This is a genomic window from Streptomyces sp. NPDC050422 (assembly GCF_044458665.1).
Classification (GTDB): domain Bacteria; phylum Actinomycetota; class Actinomycetes; order Streptomycetales; family Streptomycetaceae; genus Streptomyces.
Genome location: NZ_JBITIE010000004.1, coordinates 348,380 through 371,457, shown reverse-complemented (window position 1 = coordinate 371,457; position 23,078 = coordinate 348,380). Strand labels below are relative to the sequence as shown.

Annotated in this window: 19 protein-coding genes; 9 read left to right on the top strand and 10 right to left on the bottom strand. The window is 70.3% G+C overall.

The genetic code is table 11. The features are described from left to right. Nucleotides 1–8: 8 nt before the first annotated feature. On the bottom strand, nt 9–1,340 hold the full coding sequence (locus ACIBJG_RS07945) for an N-acetylmuramoyl-L-alanine amidase (RefSeq protein WP_399305297.1): 1,332 nt from the start codon (nt 1,338–1,340) through the stop codon (nt 9–11). 402 nt (nt 1,341–1,742) lie between these two features. On the opposite strand from ACIBJG_RS07945, the gene ACIBJG_RS07940 reads away from it, so the two are divergent. Then, nucleotides 1,743–3,956, top strand: coding sequence for a germacradienol/geosmin synthase (locus ACIBJG_RS07940; protein WP_399305294.1), 2,214 nt, complete (start codon nt 1,743–1,745; stop codon nt 3,954–3,956). On the opposite strand, the gene ACIBJG_RS07935 is transcribed toward ACIBJG_RS07940, so the two are convergent. The 3 genes from ACIBJG_RS07935 to ACIBJG_RS07925 form a co-directional block, all read right to left on the bottom strand. Beyond that, nucleotides 3,932–6,313 (bottom strand): glycosyl hydrolase family 95 catalytic domain-containing protein, encoded by a 2,382-nt coding sequence (locus ACIBJG_RS07935; protein WP_399305291.1) that lies wholly within the window; start codon nt 6,311–6,313, stop codon nt 3,932–3,934. The two genes, ACIBJG_RS07940 and ACIBJG_RS07935, sit on opposite strands and share 25 nt — an antisense overlap. Nucleotides 6,314–6,446: 133 nt before the next feature. Then, a complete protein-coding gene (locus tag ACIBJG_RS07930) occupies nt 6,447–6,947 on the bottom strand; it encodes a hypothetical protein (protein ID WP_018550733.1) in 501 nt (166 codons plus the stop codon). 85 nt (nt 6,948–7,032) lie between these two features. Continuing rightward, the gene (locus tag ACIBJG_RS07925; RefSeq protein ID WP_399305288.1) at nt 7,033–7,440 is read right to left on the bottom strand and encodes an ACT domain-containing protein; all 408 of its coding nucleotides are present in this window, start codon (nt 7,438–7,440) and stop codon (nt 7,033–7,035) included. Between the two features lie 367 nt (nt 7,441–7,807). Here ACIBJG_RS07925 and ACIBJG_RS07920 point away from each other — a divergent pair, with 367 nt between their 5' ends. From ACIBJG_RS07920 to ACIBJG_RS07900, 5 genes are all read left to right on the top strand, one after another. After that, nucleotides 7,808–9,937: a pentapeptide repeat-containing protein gene (locus tag ACIBJG_RS07920; protein ID WP_399305285.1), complete on the top strand. Its 2,130-nt coding sequence runs from the start codon at nt 7,808–7,810 to the stop codon at nt 9,935–9,937. Nucleotides 9,938–10,165: 228 nt separating this feature from the next. Continuing rightward, nucleotides 10,166–11,131 carry an ABC transporter ATP-binding protein gene (locus ACIBJG_RS07915; RefSeq protein ID WP_399305282.1) on the top strand — a complete coding sequence of 322 codons (966 nt, stop codon included), beginning with the start codon at nt 10,166–10,168 and terminating at the stop codon, nt 11,129–11,131. Nucleotides 11,132–11,213: 82 nt separating this feature from the next. After that, the gene (locus ACIBJG_RS07910; protein ID WP_399305280.1) at nt 11,214–12,002 is read left to right on the top strand and encodes an ABC transporter permease; all 789 of its coding nucleotides are present in this window, start codon (nt 11,214–11,216) and stop codon (nt 12,000–12,002) included. A 19-nt stretch (nt 12,003–12,021) separates the two neighbouring features. Next, nucleotides 12,022–13,329 (top strand): sensor histidine kinase, encoded by a 1,308-nt coding sequence (locus ACIBJG_RS07905; RefSeq protein WP_399305277.1) that lies wholly within the window; start codon nt 12,022–12,024, stop codon nt 13,327–13,329. Next, complete coding sequence (locus ACIBJG_RS07900) at nt 13,326–14,018, top strand: response regulator (RefSeq protein ID WP_399305274.1); 693 nt, start codon at nt 13,326–13,328, stop codon at nt 14,016–14,018. Before ACIBJG_RS07905 ends, ACIBJG_RS07900 begins: the two co-directional genes overlap by 4 nt. Nucleotides 14,019–14,097: 79 nt before the next feature. On the opposite strand, the gene ACIBJG_RS07895 is transcribed toward ACIBJG_RS07900, so the two are convergent. The 5 genes from ACIBJG_RS07895 to ACIBJG_RS07875 form a co-directional block, all read right to left on the bottom strand. After that, a complete protein-coding gene (locus ACIBJG_RS07895; protein WP_399305272.1) occupies nt 14,098–14,382 on the bottom strand; it encodes a DUF397 domain-containing protein in 285 nt (94 codons plus the stop codon). 124 nt (nt 14,383–14,506) lie between these two features. Next, nucleotides 14,507–15,673 (bottom strand): thiolase domain-containing protein, encoded by a 1,167-nt coding sequence (locus tag ACIBJG_RS07890; protein WP_399305269.1) that lies wholly within the window; start codon nt 15,671–15,673, stop codon nt 14,507–14,509. Further along, nucleotides 15,666–16,718 carry a thiolase domain-containing protein gene (locus ACIBJG_RS07885; protein WP_399305266.1) on the bottom strand — a complete coding sequence of 351 codons (1,053 nt, stop codon included), beginning with the start codon at nt 16,716–16,718 and terminating at the stop codon, nt 15,666–15,668. The genes ACIBJG_RS07890 and ACIBJG_RS07885 overlap by 8 nt, the downstream gene beginning before the upstream one ends. After that, a complete protein-coding gene (locus tag ACIBJG_RS07880; RefSeq protein ID WP_399305263.1) occupies nt 16,719–17,660 on the bottom strand; it encodes a Zn-ribbon domain-containing OB-fold protein in 942 nt (313 codons plus the stop codon). It abuts the gene before it with no gap. Between the two features lie 38 nt (nt 17,661–17,698). After that, nucleotides 17,699–18,499 carry a crotonase/enoyl-CoA hydratase family protein gene (locus ACIBJG_RS07875; protein ID WP_399305261.1) on the bottom strand — a complete coding sequence of 267 codons (801 nt, stop codon included), beginning with the start codon at nt 18,497–18,499 and terminating at the stop codon, nt 17,699–17,701. 165 nt (nt 18,500–18,664) lie between these two features. On the opposite strand from ACIBJG_RS07875, the gene ACIBJG_RS07870 reads away from it, so the two are divergent. The 3 genes from ACIBJG_RS07870 (at nt 18,665) to ACIBJG_RS07860 (ending at nt 22,619) form a co-directional block, all read left to right on the top strand. Beyond that, nucleotides 18,665–20,293, top strand: a complete 1,629-nt coding sequence (locus ACIBJG_RS07870) for an acyl-CoA synthetase (protein WP_399305258.1) — start codon at nt 18,665–18,667, stop codon at nt 20,291–20,293. A gap of 155 nt (nt 20,294–20,448) precedes the next feature. Then, nucleotides 20,449–21,522, top strand: coding sequence for a nitrous oxide reductase family maturation protein NosD (locus ACIBJG_RS07865; protein WP_399305255.1), 1,074 nt, complete (start codon nt 20,449–20,451; stop codon nt 21,520–21,522). Between the two features lie 35 nt (nt 21,523–21,557). Then, nucleotides 21,558–22,619: a methyltransferase gene (locus ACIBJG_RS07860; protein WP_399305252.1), complete on the top strand. Its 1,062-nt coding sequence runs from the start codon at nt 21,558–21,560 to the stop codon at nt 22,617–22,619. A gap of 66 nt (nt 22,620–22,685) precedes the next feature. Here the strand turns inward: ACIBJG_RS07860 and ACIBJG_RS07855 are convergent, their stop codons facing one another. Beyond that, on the bottom strand, nt 22,686–23,018 hold the full coding sequence (locus ACIBJG_RS07855; protein WP_399305249.1) for a TcmI family type II polyketide cyclase: 333 nt from the start codon (nt 23,016–23,018) through the stop codon (nt 22,686–22,688). Between the last annotated feature and the right edge of the window lie 60 nt (nt 23,019–23,078).

The window sequence follows — 23,078 nt, the reverse complement described above, 5'->3', positions numbered from 1 at the left end:
GGGCGGGTTCAGCGTGCGCGGACGATGTCCACGTCGGATGCCTTCACAAAGGCGACGCGGTGGCCGATCTGGACCGTCACGTACTTCTCCTTGCCCTGGAAGTAGGCGTGGTCCAGGGGGTACGAGGAGTCGATCGTCGGCGCGTAGAAGAAGCCGGTGGGGGCCTCTCCACCGCCGGGGTAGGACTGGCCGGCCTTGATGGTGTACTGCAGGGCCGTGCCCACCCGCTGGTCCGCGAATCCGGCGGGGTACTCGGACTTCTCCGGGTACGCCACCCCGTACACCGGGACCTCCGCCCTGCCCGCCTTCGGCCTGACGACGTAGCCGGACGTGGGGGTGGTGGTGCGGGTACGGGCCGGGGTGCTGAACCATGCCTTCTTGCCGTACCACCAGATCGCCGTCCAGCCGGGTGTGTGGTCGGCGACGACGGCCTGCTGGGTGGCACTGATCTTGCTGCCCCAGTCGGCGGCGCAGTTGGTGCCGGGCGATCCGTCCGTGTGCAGGCCCGGGTCGGAGAAGAGCGGTGCGTCCTCGGAGGGCTCCGTGTGGAGAGGCACTGCGCTGGAGCCCTGCACGGGCAGGTCGATGCCCTTCTCGCAGTCACGGAACGCCTGCTGGTTGTCCTTGAACCGCGGGCTGACGGTGATGAGTTCGCCGCCCTTGCGGGCCGTCGGCACGGTCGGTTCGCCGAGGAGCGCCATGAAGCGGTTCCAGTCCCAGTAAGTGCCCGGGTCCCAGTGCATGTTCTTGGTGCCGGCCGCGCTGGTGGGCGGCACCCCGTCGTGGCCGATGATGTGCTGGCGGTCGAGCGGGATGTCGTACTTGGCGGCGAGATAACGCACGAGCTTCGCGGTGGAGCGGTACATCTCCGGGGTGTACCACTTCGCGCCCTCGGTGGCGAAGCCCTCCTGCTCGATGCCGATCGAGTGGCTGTTGAGGTACCAGTTCCCGGCCTGCCAGGCGACGTCCTTGTTCTTCACCATCTGCGTGACGTGGCCGTCGCCGGATCGCACCACGTAGTGGGCCGAGGTCTGCTTCAGCGGGTTCTGGAAGATCTTCAGGGTCGTGTCGAAGTCCTCCTCGGTGTCGTGGAGGACAATGAATTTGATCTTGTTGCTGTTCGGCCGGTCCGCTGTGTCGTAGTTGCCGTACGTCTCCTTGTCGGCCGGGTCGCCGGTCTGCTGGTAGGCGGCCGGGACCCAGTCGCATGCGAGACCGCGCGGGCACTCGGGTCGCACACCGTCCGCGCCGGCGTGTGCCGCGGGACTGAGCAGCGCGAGACTCAGTGCGCCGGCGGTGGTCAGCGCGAGTGCGCGTCCGGTCCTCTGCTTGGACGTCATGACAACCCTTCTTGGAGCTGGGCGTTGCGGAGCCGTGCGTATCTAGACCTGTTCGTGGTCCGATCTTGTGTTCCGTTGTGCGCGCACACTCTCTGACCTGAGGTGATGGCACGTCAAGGGTGTGGTGGAGCCAGCGGGTCGAGCCAGTGGACCAGACCACTGGCAGCCACTCTGACCTGCGAACGGCAGGAGGCAACGGGTTTCTGGCGGTGACGCGTTACCTGAGTTTTACGCACGGGCGGGGGCGGCAGGCGCGGCCGGACGCTGTCCCTCGAACGAGCGCACTTCTTGTGTGACTAATGACGGCTGTGCGTGCCTCGAACGGCCGAAGGGTAGTGCTCGCGCGGACAAGACCGCACCGCGTGACGCTCACGCGGAGGCTCACCGAAAGGCCGGACGCACATGGCACAGCCCTTCACCCTGCCGGACTTCTATGTTCCGTATCCGGCGCGCCTCAATCCGCACGTCGAGGAGGCGCGGCAGCACACGAAGACGTGGGCACGGGCCATAGGGATGCTGGAGGGGTCCGGCATCTGGGAGGAGAAGGACCTCGACTCCCACGACTACGCGCTGCTGTGCGCCTACACCCACCCCGACTGCTCGGCCGAGGCGCTGTCCCTGGTCACCGACTGGTATGTGTGGGTCTTCTTCTTCGACGACCACTTCCTGGAGCTGTTCAAGCGCACCCCCGACCGCGAGGGCGGCAAGCGCTACCTGGACCGGCTGCCCGCGTTCATGCCGATGGAGCGGGGTGCGCCGACGCCGGAGCCGGAGAACCCGGTCGAGGCGGGTCTGGCGGACCTGTGGGCACGCACGGTGCCCGGTATGTCGGACGCGTGGCGGGTGCGGTTCGCGGAGTCGACGAAGAACCTCCTCAACGAGTCGTTGTGGGAGCTCGCCAACATCAACGAGGGCCGCATCGCCAACCCCGTCGAGTACATCGAGATGCGCCGCAAGGTGGGCGGCGCCCCCTGGTCGGCGGGACTGGTGGAGTACGCGGCGGGCGCCGAGGTGCCCGAGACGGTGGCCGGTGAACGGGCGCTGAGCGTACTGCGCGACGCGTTCTCCGACGGGGTGCACCTGCGCAACGACCTGTTCTCGTACCAGCGGGAGGTCGAGGACGAGGGTGAGAACAGCAACGGCGTCCTGGTCCTCGAGCGCTTCCTGGACTGCTCGACGCAGGAGGCCGCCGAGGCGGTGAACGATCTGCTGACGTCGAGGCTTCAGCAGTTCGAGAACACCGCCCTGACCGAACTGGGCCCGCTCTGCGCGGAGAAGGGCCTGGACGCGGTAGAGACGGCGGCGGTGCTCGCGTACGTCAAGGGGCTGCAGGACTGGCAGTCCGGCGGTCACGAGTGGCACATGCGCTCCAGCCGCTACATGAACGACGGCGGTGCCGCAAGGGCCGCGCCGGGCTTCGGCATGGCCGCCGCATCGATCCGCTTCACACCCCGCTCGGAGTCCGCCAGGCTCCGCAGCCACACCCATCTGCCCCACCAGCACGTCGGCCCGTCCCTGCTGCCCGACTTCGATCTGCCGTTCGGCACGACGCTCAGTCCGCATCTGGGCGGCGCACGGGTCCGCATCGTCGACTGGGCGGACCGGATGGGCATCCTCCAGGCACAGCCCGGCGTGCCGGGTTCGCACATCTGGGACGAGGAGCGGCTGCTGGCGATCGACCTCCCGCTGTGCGCGGCGGGGATCCATCCGGACGCCACCCCCGACGAGCTCGACCTGTCCTCGCAGTGGCTGGCGTGGGGGACCTACGGGGACGACTGGTTTCCCGTGGTGCACGGGCGGACCCGAGATCTGGCGGGGGCCCGGCTGGCCAACGAACGGCTGTCGCTTTTCATGCCGCTGGACGGGTCCGCACCGCCCGAGCCCGTCAACGCGCTGGAACGGTCCCTGTCCGACCTCTGGGAGCGCACCTGTGCCCCCATGGACGACCGCGGCAGGCGCACGTTCCGCACGTCCATCGAGGACATGACCGCGAGTTGGCTCTGGGAGTTGGCGAACCAGGCGCAGAACCGGATTCCCGACCCGGTGGACTACGTCGAGATGCGGCGCAAGACGTTCGGCTCGGACCTGACGATGAGCCTGTGCCGGCTGGGGCACGGCAGGAAGGTGCCGCCGGAGATCTACGAGAGCGGCCCGCTGCGCTCCCTGGAGAACGCGGCCGCCGACTACGCCGCGCTGCTCAACGACCTGTTCTCGTACCAGAAGGAGATCGAGTACGAGGGTGAGGTGCACAACGGTGTCCTGGTCGTGCAGAACTTCTTCGGGGTGGACTATCCGACCGCGGTGGAGATCCTTTACGACCTGATGAAGTCCCGGCTGCGCCAGTTCCTGCACGTCGCCGAGCACGAACTCCCGGTCCTGTACGACGACTTCGATCTGGACGCGGAGGCGAGGGAGATCCTCGCCGGTTACGTCCAGGAGCTGAAGCACTGGATCGCGGGCATCCTGATCTGGCACCGGGGCTGCCGGCGCTACCGCGAGGAGGATCTGCGGCGGGGCACCGCGGCCCCGTGGCACCTGGGCGGTCCCACGGGGCTCGGCACCTCTGCGGCGCAGGTGACCGCGTTGTTCGCTCAGCTCTCGGGGGTCAGTGTGTAGCGCCGCCCGGCGCGGGCCCTGATGACCTTCTCGCCGCTCGTGAACAGCGTGCTGCGGACGGTCACTTCACGGGTGCGGCCCGCCGTGACCACCACACGGCGGGCCTTCCCGGCGGCCCACTCGATGTCGACGGTGAATCCACCGCGGGCGCGCAGCCCGCGCACGGATCCGTCCGGCCAGGCGGCCGGGAGGGCGGGGAGGATCTCGACGGCGTCGTGCTGGCTCTGCAGCAGCATCTCCGCGATGCCCGAGGCGGCACCGAAGTTGCCGTCGATCTGGAACGGCGGGTGGGTGTCCCAGAGGTTGGGCAGGGTGGAGCTCTTCAGCTGTTCCGCGAGCATCTTGTGGGCGTGGCTGCCGTCCCGAAGCCGCGCCCAGAAGTTGATCTTCCAGGCCTTGGACCAGCCGGTGCCACCGTCCCCGCGGGCCCCCAGGGAGACCTCGGCCGCCTCGGCCCAGGTGCTGCCCGCCTCGATCTGCCGGCCGGGGTGGAGGCCGAAGAGGTGCGAGACGTGGCGGTGGGTGTCGGCCGGGTCGTCCCGGTCCGTCTTCCACTCCTGCAGCTGCCCCCAGGACCCGATGCGCAGGCCGGGATCGAGGCGGTCGAGGGTCGTTTCCAGACGGCTGCGGAAGGCCGGTGCGTCGCCGAGGGTGCGGGCGGCCTCCAGGGTGCTCGTGAGGAGGTCGTGGACGATCTGCTGGGACATCGCGGCCCCGGCGGTGAAGTCCCCGTGCTCGGGCGAGTAGCTCGGGGTGACGACGAGGAGTCCGTCGCGCGGATCGGTACGCAGGTTGGCCAGCCAGAATTCGGCGGCCTCCTTCATCGCCGGGTAGGCGGTGGAGCGCAGGTAGCCGGTGGAGCCGCTGAAGCGGTAGTGCTCGTACATCTGCTGGGTGAGCCAGGCGGCGGCCTCGGGGAACCAGAAGGCGGTGGACCAGTCGTGGACTCCGGTGAAGCCGTACGGGTTCGTCTCGTTGTGCACGACCCAGCCGGCGGTGCCGAACATCTCCTTCGCCGTCCTGCGGCCCGGCTCGCGCATGGCCTCGATGTAGCGGTCGTAGGGGGCGGTGGTCTCGGCGAGGTTGGTGACCTCGGCGAGCCAGTAGTTCATCTGGAGGTTGATGTTGCTGTGGTAGTCGGCGGACCACGGCGGGTTGGTCGAGTTGTTCCACACGCCCTGGAGGTTGGCGGGCAGCGAGCCGGCCCGTGAGGAGGCGATGAGCAGGTAACGGCCGTACTGGAAGAAGAGCGCCTCCAGGGCCCGGTCCGCCGCGCTCGCCGAGCCGGTGTAGGCGCTCAGCAGCTGGTCGGTGGGCAGGTCGGGGAGGTTCTGGCCGATGTCGAGCGTGACCCGGTCGAAGAGGGTGCGGTGGTCGTTCACGTGGGCGTCGCGGACGCTCTCGTACGACCTGGCCGCAGCGGTGTCGACGGCGGCCGTGACCTTCCGGTGCGGGTCCTCGCCCCGGTAGTCGGGGTAGGTGTCCGCGTAGTCGGTGCCCGCCGAGAGGAAGAACCAGGCACGGTCGGCACCGGTGACGGTGAGACTGCCGTCGGCCGCCGCGGTGACCTTGCCGCCGGAGGTGCGGACGCGGATCTGGGCCTCGAAGCGCAGGCCGTTGTCCTTGAGTGCGCCGCGGACGGTGAGCCGGTCCCCGGCGGCGGAGGCGGTGAAGTCGTTGCGCGGCGAGGTGTAGCGCAGGGTGAAGGCGACCTGCCCCGGACGGTCCGCCGTCAGCCGTCCGGCGATGACGGAGCCGGGGTGGGAGACGAAGAACTCCCTGGTGTGGGCGACGCCCTCGTGGGTGTAGGCCACGGACGCCAGGGCGGTGCGCAGGTCCAGCGCCCGCCGGTAGGAGGCGTCGGGCGCTGCCGGTGCTCCCGGAACGTCCAGGTGCAACTCCCCGAGGACCTGGTAGGCCCCGTAGCCGCGGCGCGCCTGGCCGAGTTCGGCGGCCACGGCGTCGGCACCGACTGCCTCCTCGCTGTCGAGGCGGTTCTGCACTGCGGCGAGGGCGCCGGGTCTGGGGGTGGTCCAGTTGCCGAAGTCGTACCCCTGGGCCGAGCCGGGGCCGCCGGTCCACAGGGTCTTCTCGTTGAGGGTGAGCAGTTCGGAGGCGAGTGTTCCGTGGACGCTCGCGCCCAGGGCCCCGCCGCCGATGGGCAGGGACTCACGCTCCCAGCCGGCGGCCGGCGCACGGTAGTGGAGCACCGGGTTCGGCAGCTCCGTCATCCGCTGGCCGTTCACCGATTCATCGGAGGTACCGGCGGCGGCTGCCGTGCCGGAAAGAGCGGGAACCCCCAACGCCAGAGCTCCTGTTACGCCGATCGCGGTCTTCACAGTGGTACGTCGCGTCATCCCGGATGTCATGCCGAACGACGCTAGAGGTCCGACGACTGGCCGGACAAGACGCATGACAAAGCGGCCTCTTGGACGGAGGCGGCGTGTACTTGGACGGAAGTTGCGCAGCCGGACGGCCGCCGGGGCCGGCTCAGCCCTGCTGGAAGAGCTCGGCGGGCAGCGGCTTCAGGAGGGTGTAGAGATCGTCGGTGATCGGCCGGTCCCAGCTGGCGATGGTGACGAGGACGCCGTCGCTGCGGTCGAACTGCACGCAGGAGATGCGGCTCTCGGAGAGCTTCACACGGCGCACGATCAGCAGGTTGTCGCCCTGCATCACGGGCATGTCCTCGGTGCCGGTGACCTCGACCGGCTCGTCGTTCTCCAGCGCGAGCAGCAGCTGGGCCACCTCGAAGGGGACCTGGCCCTCCTCCGTCTCGCGGGCGGGCGAGCCCTCCGGGAGGTTGCCGATGATCATCGCGGGGCCTCGGCCGCCGAACAGGTCGTAGCGCAGGAACACGCCCTGACAGCTGCCGTCGGGGGCGGGCAGCAGACCGGCGCCGAGGTTTCCGGGCCAGTCGCCCGGGTCCATGGCCAGGACGTCGAAGTCGGGGCCCGCGGGTGTGGCGGCGCTACGGCGGCGGAGGAAGGACATGCAGACATGTTACGTGTCCGGGCGCGCCTCGCCGAGCCGGGCCCGGGCAGGCCTCTGGCGTTCCGCCCCTCGGCAACACCCCCGGTCACCCCGTACCCGACTCCGCGGCCAGCACCTCCAGCACGGCGACGGCCTCGGCAGCGCGGTCGTACGGAACGAAGAGGTGGTCGTGATGGAATCCGGCCACCACGTTGCAGCTGATCCCGGCATCGGTGAGGGCGAGCGAGACGGCGGCGGTCAGCCCGACCGCCTCCAGGGCCGAGTGGACACGGAGAGTGATCCATCCGGCCACGTAGGAGTACCGCAGTCCCGCCGCCGCGGCCTCGGCCTGCGGCAGCACCAGCGTGAGACCCTCGGCCTCACGGACCGTGACGACGGGGCGGGCACCGTCGGGCACGGCCCCGTCGGACGCGGTCACGTAGACGTAGCGCCCCGGGTTCAGCTCCGGACGCAGACCGCTCAGCAGAACGCGAAGATCGCTCTCACCTGTCACACCCACGACGCTACCTACGTCAGTGCTCTGCCGCTCGTGAGGACGTGCGGCGCGGTCGCGGTCGCCGGAGTCGCCGTCCTGCACCCGGCCCCGGCATACGGAGGACCGCGGTGGTCCGATCTCGTCCTGCTTCAGCGCCTCGCGCTGTTCTACCCGGCCGCCTCGGCGTGCGGCCCGCGGTGCCCGGCCGTCCGGCGCCCGGAGATTCACCGGCCCCCTCGCGAGACGGGGCCGATTCGCTAGGCTGCGCCGCTCGGGGGCCCGACGATCCGACAGCCCCCAGCCCGTCATGAGCCGACACGCCTCGGGAGCTGCCGCTATGAGCCCCACTCCGGCCCCAACTCCGCGTCAGGTCTGCGGATATGGCGTGAACCTCGGCGCCGACTTCGCGGGCTGCTCCGGCACACTCGTCCCGGGGCACACCAGGTGCCTGGCACATATCACCGACGCCGGCCGCGACGCCTACCTCGCGAGCTTGGCTCCCGGCGCCGACATCGATCACCGGAACACCGGCTTCACCGGACAACTCCTCGACTCCCTTCTCAACGCCCTCCAGGACTACGACAGTTCCGAGAATCGCATCGGCGTCGCGGACTTCAGAGGGGCGGAGTTCTCCGATGACGCGCGATTCGACGTGACGCTCTTCTCCGGCGACGCCCGGTTCGACGGTGTGCGGTTCGGCGGCGACGCCCTGTTCGACCAAGCGAAGTTCCGCAGCGGCGCGCAGTTTGACGACGCGGAGTTCTCCGGCGAGGCCGCGTTCGGCATGGCAGAGTTCCTCGGCGACGCCGAGTTCCGCAGGGCCAAGTTCTCCGGCACCGCCCAGTTCGATCTCGCACGGTTCTCCACCGTGGCCGAGTTCTCCGGGGCGGAGTTCTCCATAACGGCCAGCTTCTGTCGAGCACGGTTCCGTGGCGACGCCCTGTTCGAAAGCGCACAGTTCTCTCACACGGCCACTTTCGACGAGACACAGTTCCTGGGCGACGCCTGGTTCGACGAGGCATCATTTTCGGGCATCACGAGTTTCAGCGATGTACGGGTCTCCGGAAGCACGTGGTTCGCCGGGGCGAAATTCTCGGGCCTCACCAAGTTCGACGGAGTGCAACTCTCGGGAAATGCCGAATTCGGTGGGGTGCGGTTCTCCCATACGGCTGATTTTCATGGAGCACGTTTTCTCGGCACAGTCGGGTTCGACGGAGCGCGGTTCTCCAGCACGGCGCGGTTCAGTCACGTGCGGTTCTCGGATGTCGCCCGGTTCCACAAGGCGCAGTTCGCGGACAACGCAGAGTTCCGTGGAGCGCGGTTCTCCGGCGACGCCCACTTCAAGGAGGCGCATTTCGCGCTGACGGCGCAGTTCGGGCCACTGGCGTGTGCACGCACGGTGGACCTGTCCGGCACGGTGTTCGAGACGCCGGTGACGTTGGAGATCGCTGCGGCTGCCGTGCGCTGCGAGAGAACGCGCTGGGAGTCCACGGCGACCCTGCGCCTGCGCTTCGCGACTCTGGATCTCAGTCACGCTGTGCTGTCCTTCCCTCTGGCTGTCACCGCTCATCACACGCCGTTCGCTTCCGGCCCCCACTCGGTGGTGGTGGAGGAGGACCTGCCGACACGCCCCCCGAGCCGGGTCCGGGTGATCTCGGTGCGTGGCGTGGACGCCGCGCACCTGGTTCTGACGGACATCGGCCTGGATGACTGCCTGTTCGCCGGGGCCTTCCATCTCGATCAACTCCGCCTGGAAGGACGCTGCACGTTCGCCTCCGCCCCCACCGGCCTGCGCCGTCGCCACCTCATATGGCCGCACCGGTGGAGCCGCCGGCGCACCCTGGCCGAGGAGCACCACTGGCGCGCGCAGATCGCCGGGCAACCCGTCCTTCCGGCTGGGCAGCAGCCCTCCCCGCGGGCCTGGCGCACCGGCCCTCATCACCCCAACCCGGACCTCACCCCCGACCCGGAGGATGTGGCCACGCTCTACCGGCAGCTGCGCAAGGCGTTCGAGGACGGCAAGAACGAACCCGGCGCGGCCGACTTCTACTACGGCGAGATGGAGATGCGCCGCCACGACCGCACCGACACCCCGGCCGGCGAACGGTTCCTGCTGTGGGGGTACTGGCTGCTCTCCGGCTACGGCTTGCGCGCCTCCCGTGCCCTCGGCTGGCTGCTCGCCGCCGTGTCGGCCACCATCGTGCTCATGATGGGTCTCGGCCTGCCCGACTCCTCACCCCAGCAGATCGCCACGGGCACGGTCCCCGCCGGTGGCGGGCACGTGACACTGGCCGTGGACAAGGAAGACCCTCAGCTGACGTTGCCCGTCGGTGACCGGTTCACCGGGGAACGCGCCGACAAAGCCGTGCAGGTGGTGCTCAACTCCGTCGTGTTCCGTTCCGGCGGCCAGGACCTCACTACCTGGGGCACGTACACGGAGATGGTCAGCCGCTTCGCCGAACCCGTGCTGCTCGCGCTGGCCGTCCTCGCCATGCGTAGCCGTATCAAACGCTGACCCGCCGTACTCCGGAGTCGCCCCAGTACGCCGGGCACGGCCCGAACCCCCGCACAGGTGGCTCCGGTCGGGGCGGCATCGGCCGATCGGTTGATGCCGGTGCACCGTCCGGCCGATCATCGGGCGCCCGCGGAACAGGGCCGGACGGCCGATGCCGGCGGCTCCCGGTCGCTGCCACGCTGATGTCAGCGATCCGGAAACCCTCCGGATCCGGGAGGGACGCCACGTATGCCAGCGGTCGTTGAGGTGCGGAACCTGCACAAGAGCTACGGGTCCACCGTGGCCGTCGATGACATCTCGTTCGCCGTGGAGCAGGGCGAGATCTTCGGGATCATCGGTCCGAACGGTGCGGGGAAGACCACGACGGTGGAATGCGTCGAAGGGCTGCGGACAGCCGACCGGGGCGTCATCAGAGTGCTCGGGCTTGATCCCGGGCGCGATCGTGCCGAGCTGACCCAGCGGCTCGGGGTACAGCTCCAGGACGGGCGGCTTCCCGACCGGCTGCAGGTCGGTGAGGCGCTCCGGCTGTACAGCTCGTTCTACCGGAAGCCTGCCGACCGGCATGTCCTGATGGAGGTGCTCGGCCTCGCAGACGTGCGCCGGGCCCCTTGCGCCAAGCTGTCGGGCGGGCAGAAGCAGCGGCTCTCGATCGCGCTCGCGCTGATCGGGAGCCCGGAGGTGGCCGTCCTGGACGAGCTCACCACCGGGCTGGACCCGCAGGCCCGCCGGGACACGTGGGGCCTGATCCAGGACGTGCGCTCCCGCGGGGTGACGATCGTGCTGGTCACCCACTTCATGGAGGAAGCCGAACGGCTCTGTGACCGGGTGGCGGTGATCGACAGGGGTCGCGTCGTCGCGGAGGGCAGCCCGCAAGCCCTGACCGAAGGGTTCAACGGCGGCCTGCACATCCGGTTCCGGTCATCCGTCCCGTTCGACGACGGGCTGCTGACCGGCCTGCCCGACGTCACCGGCCTCACCCGCCAGGGCGATCTTGTGGTGGTCTCCGGCACCGGTAACGCCCTCCACGCGATCACCTCCGCACTGGCCCGCAACGACATCGTGGCGGAGCACCTGCGGGTGGAACAGCCCAGCCTGGAGGACGCGTTCGTCGCGCTGACCGGCACCCGCGCCGCCACCGGACCAGGCGGCTCCGCGGCCGGCGCTGCCCGGAGGCGGAGCCCCTCCCCGCACTAGCGCTGTGGCAGGGGGCCCTGTCCGGGCGATCAGGACCCCACAGACCAAGCAGATCAGGCAGATCAATCAGGAGGAGCACGTCATGCCGGTCAGTACCTCAGCCGTGCCCGTGCCGCCCACCACGGGCCGCGGCTCCGTGCTGGGACAGCTCACGCTTACCGAGCTGAAGCTGTTCGTCCGGGATAAGTCGGGTCCGTTGTTCGCGATCGGGCTGCCGATGGTCCTGCTCATCGTCTTCGGCAACATTCCCTTCTACAACGAGCGCCGGGAGAGCTTCGGGGGCTTCACCCTGCTCGACCTCTACGTACCGATCCTGGCTGCCTTCGTCCTGGCCACGCTGTCGTTCAACATCGTGCCCCAGGTACTGGCCGGCTACCGGGAAAAGGGTGTGCTGCGCCGCCTGCGGACGACACCGGTCGGGCCGGTCCGGGTCCTGGGCGCTCAGCTTGTCGTCGATCTGGCGACCGCGGCCGTCTCCGTGGTTGCCTTACTCCTGGTGGCCCGGCTCGCGTTCGGGGTACTGCTGCCGCGTCAGCTGAGCGGATACGTGATCAGCATCGTGCTGACCGCGCTCGCCCTTCTCGCGATCGGCCTGTTCATCGCCGCGGCCTCACCCGACAGCCGCATCGCAGGCGCCGCGGGCGCCACCCTGTTCTACGTCATGATGTTCTTCGCCGGGTTGTTCCTCCCACTCGCCGCCATGCCACCGCTCCTGCGGCACATCAGCCGGGCGACTCCCCTGGGCGCCGCCGTACAGGCGCTGACCGACGCGACCGAGGGGAACTGGCCCCATCCCCTCCAACTGATCACCCTGGCCGCCTACTCGGTTGTCTTCGGCGCGGGCGCGGTGAGATTGTTCCGATGGGAGTGAACTCAACCCGGAGGCCACCATGAGCAGGCCGGAATGGCTCGCCCGCAACGGCGGGCAGGACGAGCGGCTGCTTCCGCTGGTGACGGTCGTGCCCTATGCGATCCTCGCCGTCCTCTCCGTCGTGACCGTCGTCGTCAAGCGCGGGGACGGACGTTCCCTCCTCGTCGATCTCGGCCTGTGCGCCGCGACCGCCCTGTGGATCCTGTGCATGTTCACCCTGCGCCCCGCCTGGTGGATCCGGACGTCGAGGATGGGGGTCTTCGTCGCCGGGCTGGTCGTCCTCATCGGCGTCCTCGTCCTGCGGGATCCATGGTTCGGCCTGCTCACACCGGCCGGCTACTTCTACTCCTTCGGCATGCTGCCCTGGCCGTGGCGGCTCCCGGGGATCGCCGCGATCGCCCTGGAGTCAGGGGTCGCGCAGGCCGACGCGGTTCCCAAGGACAGCGCGGCCGGCTGGACGGCCTTCGGCGCGGTGCTCGCCGTCAACGCGGTCGGCATGTGCGGGCTGGCCTGGTGGGAGCGGGCTGCCGATCGGCACACCGAAGAACGGGAGGCGGCGTTGGAACAGGCCCGGGAAGCGAACAGCAGGCTACGGGCTACGCTGGCCGAGAACGCCGGGTTGCACCGGCAACTGCTGGTCCAGGCCCGGGAGGCCGGGGTCCTCGACGAACGGCAACGGATGGCCCGGGAGATCCACGACACGCTCGCGCAGGGCCTCATCGGCATCGTCACCCAGCTGCAGGCCGCCGAGCAGGCGGCCGGCGTCCCGGACCGATGGCGGGCGCATGTCGCAGCGGCGACCCGGCTGGCCCGGGACAGCCTGGCCGAGGCCAGGCGGTCGGTGGACGCGCTGCGGCCGCAGCCGCTGGAGACCGCCGGGCTGGGGGAGGCTCTGGCAGGGATCGCCGACTACTGGTCCGCACTGAACGGCGTGACGGCCGAGGTCACCACCACCGGGACGCCACGGCCGATGCCGTCGGAGGCCGAGCTGGCCCTCTTGCGGGCGGCTCAGGAGGCGCTCGCCAATGTGGCCCGGCACGCTCGGGCCACTGCCGTCTCCCTGACTCTCGGCTACCTCGATGACGAGGTCACCCTGGACGTGCGCGACGACGGCCGGGGGTTCGGGACTCCTTCCGCCCCGGTCGAAAAGGGACCGGTCACGTCCGGTGCGGGGACGGCGGCCGGGTCCGGCGGCGGGTTCGGCCTCAAGGCGATGCGGGAGCGGATCGAAGGGCTCTCCGGCACCCTGCGGGTCCGGTCGGAACCGGGATCGGGGACGACCGTCTCCGCCCGTGTCCCGCACGAGACGGCGGGTGCCGGCGTATGAACGCCCCAGCCCCGGAACCCGAGCCGGCCCCGGCCCCGGCCCCGGCCCCGATCAGGCTGCTGATCGTCGACGACCACCCCGTGGTCCGGGACGGCCTCAGCGGCATGTTCGCCGACGACCCGGCATTCGAGGTCGTCGGCGAAGCGGCGGACGGCACCGAAGCGGTTCGGCTGGCCCGAGCCCTGGAGCCGGACGTGGTCCTGATGGATCTGCGGATGCCCGGCATGGACGGCGTGACCGCGATCGCCGAGCTGGCCAGGACGGGCAGCACCTCCCGGGTGCTGGTCCTGACCACGTACGATTCCGACAGTTACGTCCTCCCGGCCATCGAAGCGGGGGCGACCGGATACCTCCTCAAGGACGCTCCCCGGGCCGAGCTGCTCCGGGCGGTGCGGGCTGCCGCCAACCGCGAAGCGGTGCTCTCCCCCTCCGTCGCGGCCCGTCTGATGAACCGGGTCCGGGCGCCCGGTCCCGGGCTGCTGAGCCCGCGGGAGCAGGAGGTCCTGAAGTGGGTGGCGGCCGGGGCCACCAACCGTGAGGTGGCGGCCCGCCTGCTGATCAGCGAGGGCACGGTCAAAACCCATCTGCTGAACGTCTACGGCAAGTTCGGAGTCAATGACCGGGCGGCGGCCGTCGCCGAGGCGTTCAACCGCGGCCTGCTCACTCCCCGGAGGCCGACGGAAGCATGACCCTTCGCCACACCCGACCCGCGCGCGGACCGTTCCCGTCGGGCCGGTGGTACGGGCTACGGGCTGCCACTCGGTGAGCTCACACCGTGCGGCGCGCCGCCCCCGCATCGAACTCGCCGTGCCGGGCGTTCACGACGAACGTGCGCCATTCCGCAGGGGTGAAGACCAGTGGCGGGCTGCCGGGGCGCCCGGCGTTGCGCATCGCGATGAACCCCTCGACGAAGGCGATCTGAACATCGCCGACGCCCTGACTGCCGGACCGCCACCGGGCGTTGCCGAGATCGAGTTCCGGTTTGTCCCAGCGGGCAAAGGGCTGCTGGGGCCTCGTCCTGCGTGCCACGTCGGCGCTCCTCCTGCTCGTCATTGCTGACGGAACAGAGCCTAGCCACCGCCGGCGGTCCCGAACAGGCCGCGGAACGCAGTGGGTGCGACCTGTCCGGGAGGGCTCGGAAAGCAGTGAGCGTCGGCCTGTTCGGGAGGGCTCGGGTTCAGCCCGTGGGCGGTTCGGCGCCGACGAGCCACATCGAGAAGAACTGCGCTCCGCCGCCGTAGGCGTGGCCGAGTGCCCGACGCGCCCCGTCCACCTGGTGCTCCCCCGCCTGTCCCCGTACCTGGAGTGCGGCCTCGGCGAAGCGGATCATCCCGGAGGCGCCGATGGGATTGGTGGAGAGCACGCCCCCGGACGGGTTCACGGGCAGGTCGCCGTCGAGTTCGGTGACTCCGGCCTCGGTGAGTTTCCAGCCCTCGCCCTCGCCCGCGAAGCCGAGGTTCTCCAGCCACATCGGCTCGTACCAGGAGAACGGCACGTACATCTCGACGGCGTCGATCTCCCGGCGCGGGTCGGTGATCCCGGCCTGCCGGTACACGTCGGCGGCGCAGTCCTTGCCGGCCTGCGGCGAGACGAAGTCCTTGCCGGCGAAGAGGGTCGGTTCGCTGCGCATCGCACCGCCGTGCACCCAGGCGGGCGGGTGCGGTGAACGGTCCGCTCCCGCACGGTCGGTGAGGATCATCGCGCAGGCTCCGTCGGAGGACGGGCAAGTCTCCGAGTAGCGGATGGGGTCCCAGAGCATGGGCGCGGCCTGGACCTTCTCCAGGGTGATGTCCGGGTCGTGGATGTGCGCGTACGGGTTCTTGAGCGCGTTGCGCCGGTCCTTGTACGCGACGAGGGAGCCGACGGTGTCCGGCGCCCCGGTCCGGCGCATGTAGGCGCGCACATGCGGGGCGAAGAAGCCGCCCGCGCCGGCCAGCAGCGGCTGCTGGAACGGGATGGGGAGCGAGAGGCCCCACATCGCGTTGGACTCCGACTGCTTCTCGAAGGCGAGGGTGAGGACGGTCCGGTGCACGCGGGCCGCGACGAGGTTCGCGGCGACGAGTGCGGTGGAACCGCCGACCGAGCCGGCGGTGTGGACCCGGAGCATCGGTTTGCCGACCGCGCCGAGGGCGTCGGCGAGGTAGAGCTCCGGCATCATGACGCCCTCGAAGAAGTCGGGCGCCTTGCCGATGACGACGGCGTCGATGTCTGCCCAGGTCAGTCCGGCGTCCTGGAGGGCGGCCACGGCGGCCTCGCGGACGAGGCCGGCGAGGGAGACGTCGCGGCGTGCGGAGACGTGCTTGGTCTGGCCGACGCCGACGACGGCCACGGGCTCCTTAGGCATGAGCACTCTCCCCTTCGAGAACGGCGACCAGGTTCTGCTGGAGGCAGGGCCCGGACGTGGCGTGGGCGAGTGCCCGGTCGGACTCGCCGCGGTGGATGCGGGCGGCGGCCTCGCCGAGGCGGATCAGCCCGGCGGCCATCAGTGGGTTGGCGGCCAGTGCGCCGCCGGACGGGTTGATCCGGACCTCGTCGCCGAGGCCGAGTGCCTTGCGCAGGACCACTTCCTGGGAGCTGAACGGGGCGTGCAACTCGGCGGTGTCGACGGGGCGTTCGAAGGCCCCGGCACGTTCGGCGGCGAGCCGGGTCGACGGAGATTCGGTGAGCTCGCGCACCCCGAGACTGTGGGCCTCGATGCGGTGGTCGATGCCGCGGATCCAGGCGGGCCGTGCGCACAGGGCCCGCGCGGTGTCCCCTGCGGCCAGGATCACGGCGGCGGCGCCGTCGCCGACGGGCGGGCAGTCGCCGGTCCGCAGCGGCTGGACGAGGTAGTCACCTGCCGGGACCGACCCGCTGAGCTGGGCGTGCGGGTTGTCCGAGGCGTCCGTGCGGCTGCGGACTGCGATGGCGGCGAGCGCGGTCTCGTCGGTGTCGCCCGCGTCGATGAGCGCCTGTGCCTGGAGAGCGGCGAGCGCGACCGAGTCGGGCCACAGAGGCGCGGTGTAGTACGGGTCGAGCTGCCGGGTGAGGACGTCGCGCACCTGGCCGGGCGAGGACTTGCCGTACGCGTAGACGAGCGCGGTGTCCGCCTCTCCGGTCTGGATCTTCACCCAGGCCTCGTACAGGGCCCAGGCCCCGTCCATCTCGACATGGGACTCGGAGATCGGCGGGTGCGCTCCCACACCGTCGAGCGCCATGGTGAAGGAGAAGGCGCGGCCGGCGAGGTAGTCGCTGGAGCCGGAGCAGGTGAAACCGATGTCGCTGGTCCTCAGGCCCGTCGCGTCGAGGACCCGGTGCAGGACGGGCATCAGCATCTCGACTTCGGAGAGTTCGTCGGTGCGCCGCTGATGGTCGGTCTGCGCGAATGCGACGATCGCTACGTCTCGCATCTAGACCAGCTCCTTGTACGCGTCGTAGTCGGCGTCGGGCTCACCGGTCGGCCGGTAGTGGTCGGGGTGGCGGTTTCCCTCTGACCAGACGGGTTCGACGCGCAGGCCCATCCGTACCTGGTCGTACGGGATGCCGCCGATCCGGGCGTGCAGGGCGAGGTCGGCGCCGTCGAGGGCGATGTGCGCGTAGACGTAGGGGACCTCGATGTCGAGGTTCTTCGCCTTGATGTTGACGACGCAGAAGGTGGTGACCGTTCCGCGCGGTCCGACCTCGACCTGTTCGTCGGTGGCGACGCCGCAGGTGGGGCAGGCGCCGCGGGGCGGAACGTACACCTTGCGGCACGACGGGCAGCGTTCTCCGACGACGCGCCGGCCCGCGAGCGCTTCGAGGTAGGCGCTCTGCGCGCGGCCCGGTGAGTAGGTGTAGTCGAGCCGTGCGGGGGTGACGATGCCGGTGACCGGGTCCGCGAACTCGCCGTCGTGCGGGGCGGATCCGCCGGCTTCACCCTCGTACGGTTCGAAGCAGGCGATGTCCGTGATGGCACCGGTGCGGGCCTCGGCCCAGCGGACGCGGACCCGCATCCCGGTGTGGACGGCCTCGGGCCCGGGTGCGTCCAGGACGTGCAGGAGGGCGGTGTCGGCGCCGTCGAGGCGGACGAGGGCCCAGGCGAAGGGGGTGTCGAGCGGCTGGTCGCGGCGGGGGTGCGGGTTCCAGGCCCAGGTGGTGACCGTTCCGGTGGCCGCGACCTCGACCAGGTCCCGGATCTCCTCGGCGGTGACGGGGTCGTACTCGACGGGCGGGACCAGGACCTTGCCGTCCGCGGTCCGGACGCCGAGCACGGTGCGTTCACGCAGTCCGGTGAGGAAGGCGCTCTGTACGGGGCCGAGGGAGCGGGTGAAGGGGAATTCGACCACCAGCGGCGCGCTGAGGACTTCGGGCACGGTTGCCTCCTTGGTTGGGGGGTGTCTGACGAATCCCCTTAGGCCCGCCGGTAGACGGGCGGGCGCTTCTCGGTGAAGGCGCGGGCGCCCTCCTTGGCGTCGGCGGTCGCGAAGACGGGCCAGCCGCGCTTCAGTTCGGCGGCGAGCCCGTCGGTCTCGGTCATCTCCGCGGTCTCGTACACGGACGCCTTGACCTCCTCGACGGCGAGCGGGCCGCAGGCGTTGATCTGCTCGGCGACGGCGAGGGCCGCGTCCAGCGCCGTGCCGTCGGGAACGACCCGGCCGATCAGCCCGATCCGGGCCGCTTCCTCCGCCGAGTAGGGGCGGCCGGTGAGCAGCATCTCGAGTGCGTGGGTGCGGGCGATCTGGCGCGGCAGCCGCACGGTGGAGCCGCCGATGGGGAAGAGGCCGCGCCGGACCTCGAAGAGTCCGAAGGTGGCGCTCTCGCCGGCGATGCGGATGTCGGTGCCCTGCAGGATCTCGGTGCCGCCGGCCACGCAGTGGCCCTCGACGGCGGCGATGACCGGCTTGCGGGGGCGGTGGTGGCGCAGCATGGCCTTCCAGTGCAGATCGGGGTCGGCCGTCATCCGGTCCCGGTACTGCTCGCCCTCCATTCCCTTGCCGGCAAGGGCCTTGAGGTCCATGCCGGCGCAGAAGCAGCCGCCGGCTCCGGTGAGGACGACGGAGCGGACCTCCTCGTCCTCGTCCGCGGCCAGCCAGCCGTCGTACAGGCCGACCAGCATCGGCAGCGAGAGCGCGTTCTTGCTCTCGGGCCGGTTCAAGGTGAGCACCAGTGTGGCGCCTTCGCGCTGCACGGTGAGGTGTTCCGTTCCGCCCATGGTCTGTCTCCCGTCTCAAGGCTAGAACAGGTTGCAGTAAGCGGGGAGGCAGTTCAATAGTTTTCTGACAGTCAGTCAGATTTCTTCCCGGGCCCCCTTCCCACTTGTGCCGGTCGGCGCTCTAATGACCGCCGAGCCACTCAGCAACCGGGGTCAGGAGGAACGGTGGAGTACAACCTTGCCGACCTGTTCGAATCGGTCGTCGACGCTGTCCCGGAACGCGAGGCGCTCGTCTACCTCGACCATCCCGGAACAGGCGCCGAGCGCAGGCTCACGTACGCGGAGCTCGACGCCGCGGCCAACCGCATCGCCCACCACCTCATCGAGGCGGGCATCGCCCCCGGCGAGCATCTCGGCCTGCACCTCTACAACGGCATCGAGTACCTCCAGACCGTGCTGGCCTGCCTGAAGGCGCGCATCGTGCCGGTCAACGTCAACTACCGCTACGTGGAGGAGGAGCTGGTCTACCTCTACCGCGACGCGGATCTGGCGGCGCTGGTCTTCGACGCGGAGTTCGACGAGCGCGTCGCGGCCGCCTCTCCGCAGGCGCCGATGCTCCGCCATCTCGTACGGGTGGGCACGTCCACGGACGGCGCCCCCGGGCCCGACGCCGTCGCGTTCGCCGCCGCGGAGGCGGCAGGGAATCCGGGGCGCGGCTTCGCACCCCGCTCGGCCGACGACCAGTTCATCATCTACACCGGCGGCACCACGGGCATGCCCAAGGGGGTGATGTGGCGCCAGGAGGACCTGTTCTTCTCCGGCCTGGGCGGCGGCGCACCGACCGGCGACCCGGTGAAGACCCCCCAGGAGTTGGCCGAACGGGTGGCGGCCGGCGGGGATGGCATCACCTTCTTCCCCACTCCCCCACTGATGCACGGCACCTCGACGCTCACCGCGTTCATCGGTTTCAACTTCGGGCAGCGGGTCGTCGTGCACCGCAAGTACGTGCCACACGAGGTACTCCGCACCATCGAGAAGGAGAAGGTCACCAGCGTCTCGCTGGTGGGCGACGCGATGCTGCGGCCGCTGATCGACGCGCTGAAGGGACCACTGAAGGGCACCGACTGTTCAGCGATGTTCTCCGTCTCCAGCTCGGGCGCGATCATGTCCGACTCGGTACGCGCGGAGTTCCAGGCGCTGGTTCCCCACGTGATGCTGCTGAACAACTTCGGCTCCTCCGAGTCCGGCTTCAACGGCACCGCGACCGCCGACTCCGGGCCGGAGAACGGCTTCCGGCTCCGGGTCAACGCCCGTACGGCGGTCGTCGACCCGGCGACGTACGAGCCGGCGGCTCCGGGCGAGCCGGGCAGGATCGCCCAGCGGGGTCACGTACCCCTCGGCTACTACAACGACCCGGGCAAGACCGCCGAGACGTTCTTCCGCAAGGGCGACGAGCGGTGGGTGCTGCTGGGCGACATGGCCACGGTCGACGCCGAGGGCATCGTGACGGTGCTCGGCCGGGGTTCGCAGTGCATCAACACCGGGGGCGAGAAGGTGTATCCGGAGGAGGTCGAGCAGGCGCTCAAGTCGCATCCGGATGTGTACGACGCGCTGGTCGCGGGCTCTCCCGACGAGCGCTGGGGCAATCGCGTCGCGGCCGTGGTGCAGCTGCGCGAGGGCGCCGACGCCCCCTCGCTCGACGACGTCCAGGCACACTGCCGCACCAGGCTGGCCGGCTACAAGATTCCGCGCCGGCTGGTGATCACCCCGCAGATCCAGCGCTCCCCCAGCGGCAAGGCCGACTACCGGTGGGCCCGCTCCGTCGTCGCGCCGCCCCACCCGGCCACCGACTGACACCGGCCCGCCCGGGGACGAATCACCCGAGTGCACGGCCCCGCGTCCACGGCGGACGCGGGGCCTCCACGCCGACGTAAGCCATTCGGGCACGGCCCGTGTCCAACCGGACACCCTGCGTGGCATCGGCGGGTGATCGCCCATAGCTTCGGCTCATGAGGAAACGACACATCAAATGCCTCGTGAGCATCGCAGCCGCCTCGGCCGCCGGACTGGGCGTCGTCGCGCCGTCCGTCCCGGCCGCCGCCGCGGGCGGCCACGTGGTAAGTCCGGGCCAGTCGATCCAGGCAGCGGTGGACGCCGCACAGCCCGGCGACACCATCGTCGTCCGGCCCGGCACCTACCGGGAGAGCGTGCTGATCACCACGCCAGGACTGACCCTGCGCGGATTCGGGGACCGTACCGTCATCGAGCCGGGCGCGAGCGGGAACCGGACGGAGAACGCCTGCGCGAAGGCCGGCAACGGGATCTGCGTACTGGGCACGGCCCAGAACACCGTGGACGACGTGTCCATCCGGTCCCTGACCGTGTCCGGCTTCACCCGGAGTGGCGTATGGGCGTCCTGGACGGACGCGCTGGAGGTCCGCTCGGTGACGTCCCGGTCCAACGGGGTCTGGGGCATCGCGCAGCAGCGGTCCACCCGCTCCGACATCCGGCACAACACCGCCCGCTCCAACGGCGACGCGGGCATCTTCGTCGCCAACAGCGTCGACGAGGAGGGCGGCGCCACCGACACCGGCGGCACCCGGGTCCGGGGCAACACCCTCACCGACAACCGGATCGGCTTCACCGCACGGCGCGTGCGCAACATGACGGTGAACGACAACACCTTCACCGCCAACTGCAGCGGCGTGTTCGTCGTCGGCGACGAGGGGACGCCGCAGGCCGGCGCCATGACCATCCGGTCCAACCGGATCACCGGCAACAACAAGTTCTGCGCCGCCACCGAGCGGCTGCCCGCGATCCAGGGTTCCGGGATCGTCCTCACCGGCACCGAGTCCACCGAGGTGCGGTCCAACGTGATCCGCGACAACGTGGGCGCCACCCCGCTCTCGGGCGGCGTCGTGCTGTTCAAGAGCTTCGTGGGCGCGAAGAACACCGACAACACCATCAGCGGCAACACGGTCCTGGGTAACCAGCCGGCGGACCTGGCCAACCAGGACACCGGCACGGGCAACCGCTTCACCGGCAATGTCTGCACCACCTCCGCACCGGCCGGGATGTGCTGACCGGTGTCCCCCCGCACGAGGAGAAGCGAGACGGTATGACCACCGTGAGCACCACCCCCACCACCACACCCGTCCAGCCCGTTCCCACTCCGCAGCCGGCCATGCGGCTGCGCGAGATCGTGTTCGGCGCGGCCCGCTCCGCCGCCGTACGCGCTGCCGCCCGGCTCGGTGTCGCGGACGCGCTGGGTGAGAAGCCGGCCACCGCGGACGAGCTCGCCGCTGTGGTGAAGACCGAACCCGGCCCGCTGCGACGGCTGCTGCGCGCCCTGTCCTGTTACGGCGTCTTCACGGAGAACGCCGACGGAACCTTCGCCCACACCGAGATGTCGCGGCTGCTGCGCGAGGACGACCCGAACAGCCTGCGGGACATCTCCCTGTGGTGCACGGAGCCGTGGACGTGGGAGGTATGGCCCCGCCTGGACGACGCGGTGCGCTCGGGCGGCAACGTCTTCGAGGACGTGTTCGGCAAGGAGTTCTTCGACTACCTCCACCAGGACGCCCACGAGTCGGCCCAGGTGTTCAACCGGGCGATGACGACGTCCAGCATGCAGTCCGCACGGGACGTCGCCGATCTGCTCGACCTCACCGGGGTGTCGGTCGTCGCCGACATCGGCGGCGGTCAGGGGCACGTCCTGGCGAGCCTGCTGGAGAAGCACGCGTCGGTCAGCGGCACCCTGATGGACCTGCCCGGCGTGGTGGCACGGGCCGACGAACGGCTGCGGGACGGCGGCCCGCTCGCCGGCCGGGCGAGCATCGTGGCCGGTGACTGCCGCGAGGGCATTCCGGTAGCGGCCGATCTCTACATCATCAAGAACATCCTGGAATGGGACGACGACAGCACCCGCCGGGCGCTGCGCGCCGTCATCGCGGCGGCCCGTCCCGGCGCCCGGGTCGTCGTCATCGAGAACCTCGTCGACGACACGCCGTCGATGCGGTTCACCACCGCCATGGACCTGCTGCTGCTCCTGAACGTCGGGGGTGCCAAGCACACCCGGCAGAGCCTGGTCGACCGGCTGTCCGACGCGGGGCTGAGCATCGGCGAGATCCGCCCGGTCAACCCGTATCTGCACGCGTTCGAGTGCGTGGTCGCCGGCTGACCCCGTCCTCACGTGACAGGGCCCCGGGTCCGGCCTCGCGGCCGGGCCCGGGGCCCTGTCACGCCGTCAGGCGCCGGTGTCGCACTCCCAGCGGTAGAACTCCTGTGCCATCGCGTCCTTCGGCCCCCGCCAGGTCTGCGGGTCGTACGGACTGATGAAGGCGGTGAGCCGGTCGCTGAGGCCCCTGAACTCCGGGTGCTCGGTCACCTTGGCGATCTCCGGACCGGGCGGGCGCTCGGACTCGATCATGTGCAGATAGACGTCACCGAACTGGAAGAGCTTGCGCCGGGTGACGCCCACCAGGTGCGGCAGCTCACTGCTGTCGGAGGCGGCGAACAGCTCGGCGATGTCCGGCGCCGATTCCGGCGCCATCCGGGCGACGATCAGAGCGTGGTGCATCGGGTGGGGCCCTTCTGGTACGCGGTCCGGGGCCCGGCCACGAGGGCCGGGCGGCCGGCC